The organism is Duganella sp. S19_KUP01_CR8, from assembly GCF_036688705.1.
GTDB lineage: Bacteria > Pseudomonadota > Gammaproteobacteria > Burkholderiales > Burkholderiaceae_D > Rugamonas.
In genome coordinates this window covers 31,738-45,634 of sequence record NZ_JAQQPR010000036.1, presented here as the reverse complement: position 1 = coordinate 45,634, position 13,897 = coordinate 31,738, and the positions used below count along the sequence as shown (strand labels likewise).

Genomic DNA, 13,897 nt, shown 5'->3' with positions numbered 1-13,897 from the left:
TCGTTCCCGCGCAGGCGGGAATCCATGCTGAGACTGCTACAGAGGCGTTCTATGGGTTCCCGCTTTCGCGGGAAGTCATTCCCCTCAGTGAGGGGAATGACAGGTCAGAGACTGGCTTGCTGGCCCCAGATCTGCTTCATGCTGAAGCGGATCGACGCCTCATCCTCGCTTAAGGCCTCGGCTATCGCGCCGGCCTGGTCGGCGGCGCTGCGCAGCGGGGCCGGCGTCAGCACCGCCCCCGACGGATCGCGCAGGCAGTGGATCAGCACGCCACCGGCGGCGCCCGGACGGCGGCAGATCACGCCGATCTCCCCGCTCTGCAAACGTACCAGCGAGCCCGGCGGGAAGTCGCCCAGCTCGCGCTGGAACACCTGTACCAGCATGGCGTCGACCGGCGCCGCCTTGTCCTCGATCAGGTTGCGCAAAGCCAGGTTGGGCAGGATGGAACGGCGGTAATTGCGCGCCGACACCTGCGCGCAATAGCGATCGGCCAGGCTCAGCAGCTTGGCGTTCTGCGTCACTTCGGGACTGGCGACGCCGGCCGGATAACCGCTGCCTTCGTCATTCTCGTGGTGCAGCAGCACGCAGGAAATCCACTCGTCGTCCTCGATGCCGGCGGATTTGAGCATGTCCACGCTTTCCTCCGGATGGCGGCGGACAATGGACATTTCCTCGCTGCTCAGCGGGGTGTTCTTGTTCTGGAAGGTGTCGTTATGGCGCAGCATGCCGACGTTCATCGTCAGCGCGGCGGCCGTCACGGTCAGCGTTTCGGTCGCGCTCTTGTTGAGGCTGTGGGCGATCACCACCACCACCACGGCCGTCTCGATGCAATGGCGCACCGCGTAGCTGCCGGCGATCTGGCACAGGAAGATGCAGGCCAGCGCGATATCGGGATGGAGCTCGACCGCGTGGATCACGTCGCGCGCGATGTCGCGCAATTCGCTCTCGGCGTTGTGTTCGTTGCGCAGGTTTTGCAGCAGCCGCTCCAGCCGGCGGTTGGACTGGTTGAGCAGATGCAGCACAGATGGCGGCGGCTCTTGTTCCGCGAACTCGCCCGCTATCAGCGGCGCGTCCGCCTGGTTGGTATCGGCCATGATTCTTGTCCCCGAATTAAACTTTGCCCAGTCGCTCCAACGCGAGTGCCAGGGTCTCATCTTTCTTGGCAAAGCAGAAGCGGACGATGCCCGATTCCTTGCCTTGCTGGTAAAACGCCGATACCGGTATCGCCGCCACCTTGATCTCGGTGGTCAGCCATTCCGCAAACTCCGCTTCCGTTTGCGATGAAATTTTGTCGTAGCGCACGCACTGGAAATAGGTGCCGTCGGCCGGCAGCAGCTCGAAGCGCGAGCCCTTCAGGCCTGCGCGGAACAGGTCGCGCTTGCGCTGGTAGAAGGCCGGCAGTTCAAGGTAGGGCTTGGGATCGGCCATGTAGCTGGCGATGCCGTGCTGCATGGGCGTGTTGACGCTGAAGACGTTGTACTGGTGCACCTTGCGGAACTCGGCCGACAGCGCGGCCGGCGCGGCGACGTAGCCGATCTTCCAGCCGGTGACGTGGTAAGTCTTGCCGAAGCTGGAGACGACGAAGGCGCGCGCCGCCAGTTCCGGATGGCGGCACACCGATTCGTGGCGCTGGCCGTCGTAGACCATGTGTTCGTAGACTTCGTCCGACAGGATCAGCACGTCCGTGCCGCGCACGATGTCGGCCAGCGCTTCCAGGTCGGCCGCGCGCAGCACGCTGCCGGTCGGGTTGTGCGGGCTGTTGATGACGATCAGGCGGGTCTTGCCGTTGACGGCGGCCGCCACGGCGGACCATGGCACGGTGTAGCCGTCGGCGTCGGCCTGCATCTGCACCAGCACCGGCACGCCGCCGGCCAGCGTAATCGCCGGCACGTAGCTGTCGTAGCTCGGTTCGATGACGATCACCTCGTCGCCCGGATGCACGCAGCACAGGATGGCGGTGGTCAGCGCCTGGGTGGCGCCGGCGGTGACGGTGATGTCGGTGTTGACGTCGTACTGGTGGCCGTAGATGGCGTCGATCTTGGCGACGATGGCGTGGCGCAGCGCCGGCGCGCCTATCATCATCGGGTACTGGTTGAAATCGGCCTGCATGGCGTCGTTGACGGCTTGCAGCAGGCTGCGCTCGCAGGAAAAGTCAGGGAAGCCCTGGCCCAGGTTGACGGCGTTCGCTTGCGCGGCCAGCGTCGACATGCGGGTGAACACGGTGGTGCCGACCGCCGGCAGGCGGCTGGTCAGGATGGGCGTGGACGGCGTGCTGTTCGGCAGATTATTGCGGCTATTCATGGCGGCTGTGTAGTGGACAGATAGCCTATTCTAGCTCAGCGCGCCGGGTTTGGTGTGGTGAAAAAGACCTTAACTTTCCGGGCTCCACGCCTCTGGCACCATGACCTTGAACATGCCGGCCTTGGCCAGCCGGCGCGCCAGTTTCAGCAGCGCCTTGTCCTTGGTGATGAGGATGGCGGCGTTGGCGTCGCGCGCCACTTCGAGGAACTTCTGGTCGTCCTTGTCGGTGCAGACCGGCAGGCGGATGCCGGACTCGGGCGGGGCGACCACCTTGATCAGCGCGTCAAAGCGGGCGGCGGCCAGCGGGCGCGAGTCGTCGTCCAGCGGCAGGTGCTTGTAGTGCAGCACGATGTTGTACTCGTCGCGGCAGTCGGAGCGGGTGATGGCTTCGACCGTGCCGTCTTCCAGCGCGGCCAGCAAGGCGGCCCAGCGCGGGTCCTTGAACACGAACAGGTCGAGGCAGACGTTGGTATCGATAACGATGCGCGTCGGTGTGAGTTTCTCTGGAACAGGTATCATGTGCTTAGTTCGTAAAAATGTTTATCTGGAATCTTATGCTGATAGTGCTTTCGCCTGCAAAAAGTCTCGACCTGGAGACCCCTCCGACCACCAAGTTGCACTCCCAACCTGATTTTCTCGACCACTCGGCCCAGCTGATCACCCGCCTGCGCGAATTTTCGCCGGTGCAGATCGGCGAGCTGATGGACCTGTCCGACAATCTGTCGGCGCTCAACGTTGCCCGCTACGCATCGTGGACCGCCGACACCGCCGAGGGCCGCCAGGCCGTGATGGCCTTCAACGGCGACGTCTACGGCGGCCTGGACGCGCGCAGCCTCAAGCCGGGCCAGCTGGACTACGCGCAAGCGCGCATCCGCATCCTGTCCGGCCTGTACGGCATGCTGCGCCCGTTGGACCTGATCCACCCGCACCGGCTGGAAATGGGCACCCGCCTGGCCAATCCGCGCGGCAAGGACCTGTACGCCTTCTGGGGCGAGACCATCACCCAGGCGCTCAACAAGACTGCGGCCGAGCAGGGCGCCGAGACGCTGGTCAACCTCGCGTCCGAGGAATACTTCAAGTCGGTCAAGCCCAAGCTGCTGGACGTGCCGGTGATCACGCCGCAGTTCGAGGACTGGAAAAACGGCAAATACAAGATCATTTCGTTCTACGCCAAGCGGGCGCGCGGCCTGATGGCGCGTTTCGCCGCCGTCAAAGGCATCACCGATCCGCAGAAACTGAAGAAATTCAACGTCGACGGTTATGCCTTCGACAAGAAGGATTCGGACGACAAGACCTGGATTTTCCGCCGCCGGGTCGAAGCGTAAAATGGGGTAAATAATAAAAAACCGGGACCTGGGTCCCGGTTTTTGTCAGCTTTTAACTTAATTCCAGAGTTTCCACCAGTGACGTTCGGCTTTTTTGCCTTCGTCCAGGAACTTGCTGGCAGGGTAGTTCAGCTTGAACACGCGCATGGTGTCGTCGCGCAGTTCGGTCATGCCCAGCTTGTCGTAGCTGCGGATCATGATGAACAGCGCTTCTTCGATCGCCGGCGAGTCGCGGTAGTCGTTCATGATGCCCATGGCGCGGTTGGCCGCTGCCAGGTAGGCGCCGCGACGGTAGTAGTAGCGCGCCACGTGCACTTCATACGAAGCCATCGCATTGATCAGATAACGCATACGATCCAGCGAATCCGGCGTATACTTGCTGTTTGGGAATTTGTCCACCAGCTGTTTGAAGGCCGCGTAAGCTTCGCGCGTGGCTTTCGGGTCGCGTTCGGTGGCGTCCTGCTCGTAGATGAAGTTCAGGAAACCGATCTGGTCGTTGAAGTTGATCAGGCCGCGCAGGTAGTACATGTAATCGACGTTGGCATGGTTCGGGTGCAGCTTGATGAAGCGCTCCACGGCTGCCAGCGCCTGGGCCTGGTCCTGCGATTTGTAGTATGCGTAAGCGATCTGCATTTGCGCCTGCTGGGCGTAAGTGCCGAACGGATAGCTCGATTCCAGCTTCTCGTACAACTGAATTGCGCGTTCGTAGTGCTGGCCATCCAGCTCTTCGCTCGCCTCCGAGTATAATTTCGTAGCGCTCCAACCTTTAGTCTCGTCGATTTTCTCCGAGAACAAACCGCAAGCGGACAAACTAAGCAGAACCAACGTTGCTGCGACTACTTTCAATTTTTTTTGCATATGTTTTGCAAGAAGCTGTTTAACCAAAGTTTTACAATAGGCTGATTATAGCCGATGGGAATGCCGTGATATTAACTCCAAAGCCGAATTTGGCCGAATCTTCCTCCGAACATGACTCCGACGCCGACCTGCTGCACATCGAGGACGCGCAGGACGGCGATTTCGGCGAAGACGACGGTCTGGCTCCGATCCAGCTGGAATTGACCCCGGAAGTCTGCGGTCAACGCCTCGATAAAGTCATTTCGCACCTGGTCCCGCAATTTTCGCGCGGCCGCCTGCAAATGTGGATCACCGACGGCTTCGTCACTGTCGATGGCAAACCGGCCAAAAGCACCAAGGACACCGTCTACGGCGACGAGAAGATCGTCATTCTGCCCCAACCGGCGCCGGAAGACGAGGCTTTTAAACCGGAACCGATGGAACTTAACATCGTTTACGAAGATGAGCACCTGATGGTCATCAACAAACCGGCCGGCCTGGTGGTCCATCCGGGCGCCGGCAACTGGTCCGGCACGCTGTTGAACGGCCTGCTGCACCACTGCCCGCAGCTGTCGGGCGTGCCGCGCGCCGGCATCGTCCACCGCCTGGACAAGGATACCAGCGGCCTGATGGTGGTCGGCAAGACGCTGCCGGCCCAGACCGACCTGGTGCGCCAGCTGGCCGCGCGCACCGTCAAGCGCGAGTATTTCGCCATCGTGTGGGGCATGCCGCGCATCAGCGGCACGATCGATTCGTCGATGGGCCGCCACCCGAAAGACCGCATCAAGATGGCGGTGTCGACCGGCATGGGCTCCAAGCCGGCGATCACCCACTATCAGGTGCTGGGCGGCGGCAAGCTGGGCGAAGGCCGTCCCGTGACCCTGGTTCAGTGCCGCCTGGAAACTGGCCGCACCCACCAGATCCGCGTGCACATGATGTCGATCGGCTTCCCGCTGGTGGGCGACACCACCTACGGCAAGCAACACCTGGCCGATTACTTCCCGCGCCAGGCACTGCAGGCGCGCCGCCTGGGGCTGGTTCATCCTGCCACCGGCGAGCAATGCGAATGGACCGTGCCGCTGGCCGACGATTTTGCCGAGTTGCTGGCCCGCGCCGGCATCGAGGTACCGGAAGGTATTTGATGTCCACCCCGTCACATTGGCTGACCCCGCATTGGCCTGGCTTGCCGGGCAATGTGGGCGCGCTGTCGACCACGCGGCGCGGCGGCGTCAGCCCGGCGCCGTATGACGACGGCATGGGCGGCGGCGGCCTGAACCTGGGCACCCATGTCGGCGACCAGCCGCACAATGTGGCCCGCAACCGCGACATCCTGCGCGCCTTGCTGCCGGGAACGCCGGCCTGGCTGTCGCAGGTGCACGGCACGGCGGTGGTCGATGTGGCCCGGATCGGCGCGCAGGACGTGCCGGAGGCGGACGCCAGCTTCTCCACCGTGCCGGGCAAGGTCTGCGTCATCATGACGGCCGATTGCCTGCCGGTGCTGTTCTGCGATGTCGAGGGCAAGACCGTGGGGGCCGCGCATGCGGGCTGGCGCGGACTGGCCGCCGGCGTGCTGGAAAATACCGTGGAATCGATGCGCGCGGCAGGCGCCGGCGAGTTGATGGCCTGGATGGGCCCGGCGATCGGCGCCTACCAGTTCGAGGTGGGGCCGGAGGTCAAGCAGGCTTTCCTGAGTGGTGTGGTCGATGCGTCGGGCGCGCGCCACGTGGAAGCGGCGTTTACGTCCATCGAGGGCAAGCCCGGCAAGCATCTGGCCGATATTTACGCGCTGGCGCGCTACGTGCTGCATCGGGCAGGGGTGATGCAGGTGCATGGCGGCGAGTTCTGCACCGTGTCCAATTCCGGCCGCTTTTACTCCTACCGGCGCGACGGCGTCACCGGACGGCAGGCCGCTTTGATCTGGCTCAAATGAATCACACCGGCGTTGGCTTAGTCTTCCGCTTCGGTTTGGGCGGCGGCCTGGCGGGCCTGGTGCGCCGCCAGTTCGGCCGCGCGGCGCCGGGCTTTGCGCTTGCCGGTGCCCGAGATATAGATCAAAGTGCCTAATGGCAGCACGCAGTAGAACAAAAACGTTACAATTCCCGCAACGACGGTAGGCTCGGTCAGAGCCATCAGTCCGACCACGTAGATCCAAGCAATAGCAACAATCAGCATCAGCAGCCCAAGTAAAGATATTTAAACTATTTTTAGGGAATCAAACATGAATTTGCCAGATCCTCAAGCCATTGCCAACGCCTGGATGTCGCAGATGAGCGACCCCGGACAGTGGCAATCCTGGTTCAATATGGCGCCCACCACGGACGCCAATCCGCTGGCCGCCATGATGCAGGATGTGGGCGCCTCGGTGAAGCCGGAGGCCATGGAGCAGCTGAAAAACCAGTATCTGCAAGATTTTGGCGATTTGTGGCAGGAGTTTTTGGCCGGCAAGTCGCCCGATGTGGCCGACCGCCGCTTCACTTCCAACGCCTGGCAGGGCAATCCCATGTCGTCCTTCAATGCGGCATCATACCTGCTCAACGCCAAATTCCTGAATGCCATGGTCGACACGGTGGAAACCTCCGGCCAGCAAAAGCAGAAAATCCGCTTTGCCGTGCAGCAGATCATCGACGCCATGTCGCCGGCCAATTTCCTGGCCACCAATCCCGAGGCGCAGCAAAAGCTGATCGAAACCAAGGGCGAGAGCCTGACCAAGGGCCTGGCCAATATGCTGGCCGACATGAACAAGGGCCATATCTCGCTGTCCGACGAATCGGCGTTCGAGGTGGGCCGCAACCTGGCCACGACCGAGGGCACGGTGGTGTATGAAAATCCGCTGTTCCAGCTGATCCAGTACAAGCCGGTCACGGCCACGGTGCACCAGCGTCCGCTGCTGATGGTGCCGCCTTGCATCAACAAATTCTACATCCTGGATTTGCAACCGGAAAATTCGCTGGTGCGCTATGCGGTGGAGCAGGGCAACAGCGTGTTCCTGATCTCGTGGAGCAATCCCGACCAGTCGCTGGCGGGCACCACCTGGGACGATTATGTCGACCAGGGCGTGATCGAAGCGATCCACGTGGTGCAGGACATCAGCGGCCAGGAGCAGATGAACATGCTGGGCTTCTGCGTTGGCGGCACGCTGGTCTCGACCGCGTTGTCGGTGCTGGCGGCGCGCGGCGAAAAGCCGGCCTCCAGCCTGACGCTGCTGACCACCTTCCTTGACTTCAGCGACACCGGCGTGCTGGACGTGTTTGTCGACGAAGCCCAGGTATCGATGCGCGAGCAGCAACTCAAGGGCGGCGGCCTGATGCCGGGCCGCGACCTGGCCAGCACCTTCTCCAGCCTGCGTCCGAACGACCTGGTGTGGAACTACGTGCAGTCCAACTACCTGAAGGGCAATGAACCGCCGCCGTTCGACCTGTTGTACTGGAACTCGGACAGCACCAACCTGCCGGGCCCGATGTTCTGCTGGTATCTGCGCAACACCTACCTGGAGAACAAGCTCAAGACCGGCAAGCTGAAGGTGGCGGGCCAGAAGGTCGACCTGAGCAGCATCGACGCGCCGGCCTTCATCTACGGCTCGCGGGAAGACCACATCGTGCCGTGGATGTCGGCCTTCAGCTCGATGAACATCCTCAATCCGGGCAAGGTCAAGGCCAACCGCTTCGTGCTGGGCGCATCCGGCCACATCGCGGGCGTGATCAACTCGCCGGCGAAGAACAAGCGCAGCTACTGGACCAACGACAAGCCGCTGGGCCGCGCAGCCGCCAAGCCGCAGGATGGCGAGGCATGGATGGCCGGTGCCACCGAGAATCCCGGCAGCTGGTGGCCGGAGTGGGCCGCTTTCCTGGCCGAGCACGGCGGCAAGGACGTCAAGCCCAAGGCCAAACCCGGCAATGCCCGTTACCAGGCCATCGAACCGGCCCCTGGCCGCTACGTGAAGGTACGTGCAGATTAATTTCAGCAGGGAAAAAGCATACTATTGTCGATCTGTAAATTTGGTTGCGTTGCAATAAAACCTAAAAGTTATATCAGATTGTGCAAGACATGCTTTTTCCCCTCTATAATAGAAAAAGTAGGCTAGTGGGAAAGCGGACCGAAGTTCGCTTTTTTTTCGAATTGTTAGAGTACGCGCTGCGGCGCAATAAGTGGACTTGTGATGAGTAGTGCGAAAAAAAATGCTGAACGTCTGATTAAGAAATACCCGAATCGCCGTCTGTACGACACGCAGACCAGTTCCTACATCACGCTGACGGACGTCAAGCAGTTGGTGCTGGACAACGAAGAATTCACCGTGGTCGACGCCAAGAGCAATGAAGACCTGAGCCGCAGCATCCTGCTGCAGATCATCCTGGAAGAAGAGGCCAGCGGCGCGCCGATGTTCTCCAGCGACGTGCTGGCGCAGATCATCCGCTTCTACGGCCACGCCATGCAGGGCATGATGGGTTCCTACCTGGAAAAGAACGTCCAGGCCTTTACCGACATCCAGCGCAAGTTCACCGGCACCACCGCCGGCGGCCTGGAAGGCAAGCCCTTCAGCCCGGAAATGTGGACCCAGTTCATGAACGTCCAGGGCCCGATGATGCAGGGCATGATGAACAACTACATCGACCAGAGCAAGAGCCTGTTCGTGCAGATGCAAGAGCAGATGCAAAGCCAGAGCAAGAACATCTTCGGCACCTTCCCCTTCGTCCCGGGCGTGCCGCCGACCGACAAGAAGTAATCCTTCACGGTCAGCAGCATTAAAAACGGCACAGCCACTTCGGTCGCTGTGCCGTTTTTGTAGCCAAGTTACAAAAACTCCAGAATTTCGTTGACACCAGAATTTCTTCAGTAGTACTATCGACAACATCAGTGGAAGCGCTTCCACTTCACGAATAGACGAAGGAGTTGCTGTGGTTGTTGATGCATCAGTTGCACTGGAAGAGACGTTCTCGCCACCGGCCGATTCGGTCCTGTGGAACAAGGATTTCCTGCTGGGCGCCGCCACCGCGGCCTATCAAATTGAAGGCGCCATCGCCGAAGACGGCCGCATTCCCTCGATCTGGGATACCTTCTCGGCCACGCCGGGCAAGACGCTGGCCGGCGACACCGGCGACGTCGCCTGCGACCATTATCACCGCTGGCCGGAGGATGTCGAACTGCTGGCCAGCCTGAACGTCGGCGCCTACCGCCTGTCGATCTCCTGGCCGCGCGTGATGACGGCGGACGGCCAGCCGAATCAAAAGGGCATCGCCTTCTACCGCAAGCTGCTGACGGCGCTGCGCGACCAAGGCTTGAAGACCTACGTCACGCTGTACCACTGGGACCTGCCGCAGCACCTGGAAGACAAGGGCGGCTGGGTCAACCGCGACACCGCCTACCGCTTCGCCGAATATGCCGACATGATCAGCAAGGAGCTGGCCGGCCTGGTGGACGCCTGGGCCACGCTGAACGAGCCGTGGTGCTCGGCGATGCACGGCTACGGCACCGGCCACCATGCGCCTGGCAAGCAGGACGTGGTGTTCGCCACGCAGGCCATGCACCATCTGCTGCTGGGCCACGGCCTGGCGGTGGCGCACCTGCGCGCCAACGACCCGGCGGCGCAAGTGGGCATCGTCGCCAACGTCGGCCGCGGCACCAGCACCGGCAGCGGCGACGCCGACCAGCGCGCGGCCTGGCTGTTCGAGCTTCAGCACAATAACTGGGTCCTCGATCCGCTGTTGAAGAAATCCTATCCATCGGCGCTGTGGGAACTGTGGCCGGGCGCCGAGCCGCTGGTGCTGGCCGGCGACATGGACATCATCGGCAGCAAGCTCGATTTCCTCGGCATCAATTACTACTTCCGCACCAATGTCGTCAGCGACGGCAAGCACGGTTATCACGAAGTCGACCTGGAAGGCGTGGAGCGCACCCAGATGGGCTGGGAAGTCTACCCGGACGGCCTGCGCCACCTGCTGGTCGGCTTCCACCGCGACTACCCGAACCTGCCGCCGATCTACATCACCGAGAACGGCATGGCCACCGACGATGAGGTGATCGACGGCGAGGTCGACGACCGCCAGCGCATCTCGTTCCTGAATCGCCATCTGGAGGCGGTGAACCAGGCGGTGAAGGCCGGCGTCGACGTGCGTGGCTACTTTATCTGGTCATTGATGGACAATTTTGAATGGGCCTTCGGATACGAGCGCCGTTTCGGTATCATCCATGTGGATTATGCGACCCAGAAGCGCACCTTGAAGCGCAGCGCCAGGCTGGTGGCGGATTTCCTCGCTAAACGGGACGCCAAATAATTGAACTTCCGGCAGCCATCCGAATAAAATGGGCGCTCGACGCCCACAGGAGACAGAATGATTAAGGCTACAAAACTGGGAAGCGCCATCGCGCTCGCCCTGGCCGCATGCGGCGCTGTGCAGGCGCAAGCTCCGGCACCGCTGAAGGCGACCGTGATCCACTGGTGGACGTCGGGCGGCGAATCCCAGGCGGTCAAGCAGTTCGCGGATGCGTACAACAAGGCCGGCGGCCTGTGGATCGACAACGCCATCGCCGGCGCCGACCAGTCGCGCGCCACCACCATCAACCGCATCGTCGGTGGCAATGCGCCGACGGCCGCGCAGTTCAACACCTCCAAGCAGTTCCGCGACTTCGTCGAGCAGGGCTTGCTGAACAACGTCGACGACGTGGCTGCCGCCGGCAAGTGGGACCAGATCATGCCGCCGTCGATACTGGCCGCGATCAAGATCAACGGCCACTTCTACGCCGCACCGGTGGACATTCATATGCCGGCCTGGTTCTTCTATTCCAAGGCCGCGTATAAAAAAGCCGGCATCACCAACGAGCCGCAGACCTGGGACGAATTCCTGGCGCAGCTGGCCAAACTGAAGGCCGCAGGCCTGGTGCCGCTGGCTTTCGGCGGCCAGGTGTGGCAGGAGAAGATCACCTTCGACGCCATCTTCGCGATGGTGGGCGGCTCCGACCTGTACCTGAAGGTGTACCGCGACCGCGATCAAAAGGCCGTGATGTCGCCGGCCTTCAAGCAAGTGCTGGTCGACTTCAAGAAACTGAAAGCCTTTGTGGATGCAGGCTCCCCGGGCCGCAACTGGAACGACGCTACCGCGATGGTCGTCAGCGGCAAGGCCGGCGTGCAGATCATGGGCGACTGGGCCAAGGGCGAGTTCTCGTCGGCCAAGCAGGTGGCGGGCAAGGACTTCGGCTGCTTCCCCGGCTTCGGTCCGAAAGCGCCATACATCGTCGCCGGCGACGCTTTCGTGTTCCCGAAAACCACGGACGCCAACACCATCAAGGCGCAGAAGCTGCTGGCGACGGTGGTCACTTCGCCGGCCGCGCAGGTGGCCTTCAACTCGCGCAAGGGCGCGATTCCGATACGCGGCGACGTCGATGAATCGACGCTGGACATCTGCGCCAAGCAGGGCCTGGCCATCATCAAGGACAAGAGCCGCCAGCTGCCGAACGCCGAAATGCTGGCGACCCCGGACACCACCGGCGCCTTGCAGGACGTGCTGACCAGCTACTGGAACAAGAACCAGTCGGCGGACGACGCGCAAAAAGCCTTTGCCCGCGCGCTGAAGGATCAATAAGCCATGGCCAAGAAGCGTCAAAGCGTTTCCATCGCAGCCTACTTCGCCATGATCCCGATGGCATTGACGGTGCTGCTGGCCTACCTGGGCACGATGCTGTGGACCGCCCGCGTGTCGGTCAGCAGCTCGCGCACCTTCCCGGCCAGCGACTTTGTCGGCGCCTCGCAGTACATTCGCTTGTTTAACAACGAGCGCTGGCTGCTGTCGCTGCAAAACGTCGCCGTGTACGGCGTGTTGTTCATCGCCGCCTGCCTGGTCATCGGCTTCCTGCTGGCCGTGTTCATCGACCAGAAGGTGATGGCCGAAGGCGCGCTGCGCACCATCTTCCTGTATCCGTATGCGATGTCGTTCGTGGCCACGGGCCTGATCTGGCAGTGGATATTGAATCCCGAACTGGGCATCCAGGAAGTGCTGCACAAGCTGGGCTTCGCCGACGCCAAGTTCGACTGGATCGTCGACCAGGACATGGCGATCTACACCATCGTCATCGCCACCGTGTGGCAGGCTTCCGGCCTGGTGATGGCGCTGATGCTGTCCGGCCTGCGCGGCGTCGACGAGGAACTGTGGAAGGCCGCCCGCATCGACGGCATCCCGCGCTGGCGCGTCTACGTCAGCATCGTGTTGCCGATGCTGGGCGCATCGGTGTCCACCGCCTTCGTGCTGCTGTTCGTCATGGTCGTCAAAGTATTCGACTCGGTGGTCGCGATGACGCAGGGCGGCCCGGGCACGGCCAGCGAAGTGCCGGCCAAGTTCATCATGGATTACCTGTTCGGCCGCGCCAATATCGGCCTCGCTTCGGCGGCGTCGATCGTGCTGCTGTCCACGGTGCTGGCCATCGTCGCGCCGCTGTACTATGTGCGTAACCGTCGCGCCGCGAAGGGGGCATGATGGGACAGGTCGTCAAACTCGAGAAGGCAGGAATGGAAAAAGCAGCAGGGCTGGCGCCGGGCGCCGCCGCCAACGACAGCATAGCCGGCGCGGCACCGGCCATCAGGCCGCGCCGCAAGCTGGCGTGGACACCGGCCCGCATCGGTGTCTACGGCTTCCTGATCATTGCGGCGCTGTTCTTCCTGCTGCCGCTGTATGTGATGCTGGTGACGTCGGTCAAGCCGATGGAAGAGATCCGCCTCGGCACGCTGTTCGCGCTGCCGATACACGCGACCCTGGAGCCCTGGCTGCAAGCGTGGCAGTCCGCCTGCACGGGACTGGAATGCAACGGCATACGCGGCGGCTTCTGGAACTCGGTCGCCATCGTGGTGCCGAGCACCATGCTGTCGATCGCCATCGGCGCGGTCAACGGTTATGCGCTGTCGTTCTGGCGGCCGCGTGGCGCCGGCCTGCTGTTCGCGATCCTGATGATGGGCGCCTTCATTCCGGTGCAGGTGATGGTGTATCCGCTGGTGCGCGTGCTGGCTGCGGTGAACCTGTTCAGCTCATTGCCCGGCATTGTGCTGATCCATACCATCTTCGGCATGCCGGTGATGACGCTGCTGTTCCGTAACTACTACGCGGCGCTGCCGATGGAGTTGTTCAAGGCCGCCCGTATCGACGGCGGCGGTTTCTGGCGCATCTTCCTGCAGTTGATGCTGCCGATGTCGACGCCGGTGATCGTGGTCGCCGTCATCATGCAGGTCACCGGCATCTGGAACGACTTCCTGCTTGGCCTGGTGTTCGCGGGTTCCGAGCACCTGCCGATGACGGTCCAGCTGAACAACATCATCAACACCACCACCGGCGAGCGCCTGTACAACGTCAACATGGCTGCGACCATCCTGACGTCGGTCGTGCCGCTGGCTCTCTATTTCATTTCCGGCCGCTGGTTCGTGCGCGGCATCGCCTCTGGCGCTGTGAAGGGTTAAT

Annotated in this window: 14 protein-coding genes; 9 read left to right on the top strand and 5 right to left on the bottom strand. The window is 62.1% G+C overall.

Annotated features, from left to right (window positions below):
* Positions 1-104: 104 nt before the first annotated feature.
* The 3 genes from V6M89_RS27040 to V6M89_RS27030 form a co-directional block, all read right to left on the bottom strand.
* Positions 105-1,094, bottom strand: a complete 990-nt coding sequence (locus tag V6M89_RS27040) for an HD-GYP domain-containing protein (RefSeq protein ID WP_332856116.1) — start codon at positions 1,092-1,094, stop codon at positions 105-107.
* A gap of 16 nt (positions 1,095-1,110) precedes the next feature.
* Positions 1,111-2,301, bottom strand: coding sequence for a pyridoxal phosphate-dependent aminotransferase (locus V6M89_RS27035; RefSeq protein WP_332856115.1), 1,191 nt, complete (start codon positions 2,299-2,301; stop codon positions 1,111-1,113).
* A gap of 69 nt (positions 2,302-2,370) precedes the next feature.
* Positions 2,371-2,820 carry a putative toxin-antitoxin system toxin component, PIN family gene (locus tag V6M89_RS27030; protein WP_332856114.1) on the bottom strand — a complete coding sequence of 150 codons (450 nt, stop codon included), beginning with the start codon at positions 2,818-2,820 and terminating at the stop codon, positions 2,371-2,373.
* Between the two features lie 35 nt (positions 2,821-2,855).
* Between V6M89_RS27030 and yaaA the strand changes: the two genes are divergently transcribed.
* The gene (gene yaaA / locus V6M89_RS27025) at positions 2,856-3,626 is read left to right on the top strand and encodes a peroxide stress protein YaaA (RefSeq protein ID WP_332856113.1); all 771 of its coding nucleotides are present in this window, start codon (positions 2,856-2,858) and stop codon (positions 3,624-3,626) included.
* 57 nt (positions 3,627-3,683) lie between these two features.
* Here yaaA and V6M89_RS27020 read toward each other — a convergent pair whose 3' ends face one another.
* Positions 3,684-4,484, bottom strand: a complete 801-nt coding sequence (locus V6M89_RS27020; protein ID WP_332856112.1) for an outer membrane protein assembly factor BamD — start codon at positions 4,482-4,484, stop codon at positions 3,684-3,686.
* 89 nt (positions 4,485-4,573) lie between these two features.
* Between V6M89_RS27020 and V6M89_RS27015 the strand changes: the two genes are divergently transcribed.
* Together V6M89_RS27015 and pgeF are read left to right on the top strand one after the other, a co-directional pair.
* Positions 4,574-5,605 carry an RluA family pseudouridine synthase gene (locus V6M89_RS27015; RefSeq protein WP_332856111.1) on the top strand — a complete coding sequence of 344 codons (1,032 nt, stop codon included), beginning with the start codon at positions 4,574-4,576 and terminating at the stop codon, positions 5,603-5,605.
* Positions 5,605-6,393 carry a peptidoglycan editing factor PgeF gene (pgeF, locus tag V6M89_RS27010; RefSeq protein WP_332856110.1) on the top strand — a complete coding sequence of 263 codons (789 nt, stop codon included), beginning with the start codon at positions 5,605-5,607 and terminating at the stop codon, positions 6,391-6,393. Before V6M89_RS27015 ends, pgeF begins: the two co-directional genes overlap by 1 nt.
* Before the next feature lie 17 nt (positions 6,394-6,410).
* Here pgeF and V6M89_RS27005 read toward each other — a convergent pair whose 3' ends face one another.
* Positions 6,411-6,635, bottom strand: coding sequence for a hypothetical protein (locus tag V6M89_RS27005; RefSeq protein WP_332856109.1), 225 nt, complete (start codon positions 6,633-6,635; stop codon positions 6,411-6,413).
* 46 nt (positions 6,636-6,681) lie between these two features.
* Between V6M89_RS27005 and phaC the strand changes: the two genes are divergently transcribed.
* From phaC to V6M89_RS26975, 6 genes are all read left to right on the top strand, one after another.
* Positions 6,682-8,418 carry a class I poly(R)-hydroxyalkanoic acid synthase gene (gene phaC / locus V6M89_RS27000; protein ID WP_332856108.1) on the top strand — a complete coding sequence of 579 codons (1,737 nt, stop codon included), beginning with the start codon at positions 6,682-6,684 and terminating at the stop codon, positions 8,416-8,418.
* A 201-nt stretch (positions 8,419-8,619) separates the two neighbouring features.
* On the top strand, positions 8,620-9,183 hold the full coding sequence (gene phaR, locus V6M89_RS26995) for a polyhydroxyalkanoate synthesis repressor PhaR (RefSeq protein WP_020706485.1): 564 nt from the start codon (positions 8,620-8,622) through the stop codon (positions 9,181-9,183).
* A 172-nt stretch (positions 9,184-9,355) separates the two neighbouring features.
* The gene (locus V6M89_RS26990) at positions 9,356-10,732 is read left to right on the top strand and encodes a GH1 family beta-glucosidase (protein WP_332856107.1); all 1,377 of its coding nucleotides are present in this window, start codon (positions 9,356-9,358) and stop codon (positions 10,730-10,732) included.
* A 57-nt stretch (positions 10,733-10,789) separates the two neighbouring features.
* On the top strand, positions 10,790-12,037 hold the full coding sequence (locus tag V6M89_RS26985; protein ID WP_332856106.1) for an ABC transporter substrate-binding protein: 1,248 nt from the start codon (positions 10,790-10,792) through the stop codon (positions 12,035-12,037).
* Between the two features lie 3 nt (positions 12,038-12,040).
* Entirely contained in the window at positions 12,041-12,925 is an 885-nt protein-coding gene (locus V6M89_RS26980) for a carbohydrate ABC transporter permease (protein ID WP_332856105.1), read from the top strand.
* A 32-nt stretch (positions 12,926-12,957) separates the two neighbouring features.
* Entirely contained in the window at positions 12,958-13,896 is a 939-nt protein-coding gene (locus V6M89_RS26975; RefSeq protein WP_332856104.1) for a carbohydrate ABC transporter permease, read from the top strand.
* The last annotated feature ends 1 nt before the right edge of the window (position 13,897 follow it).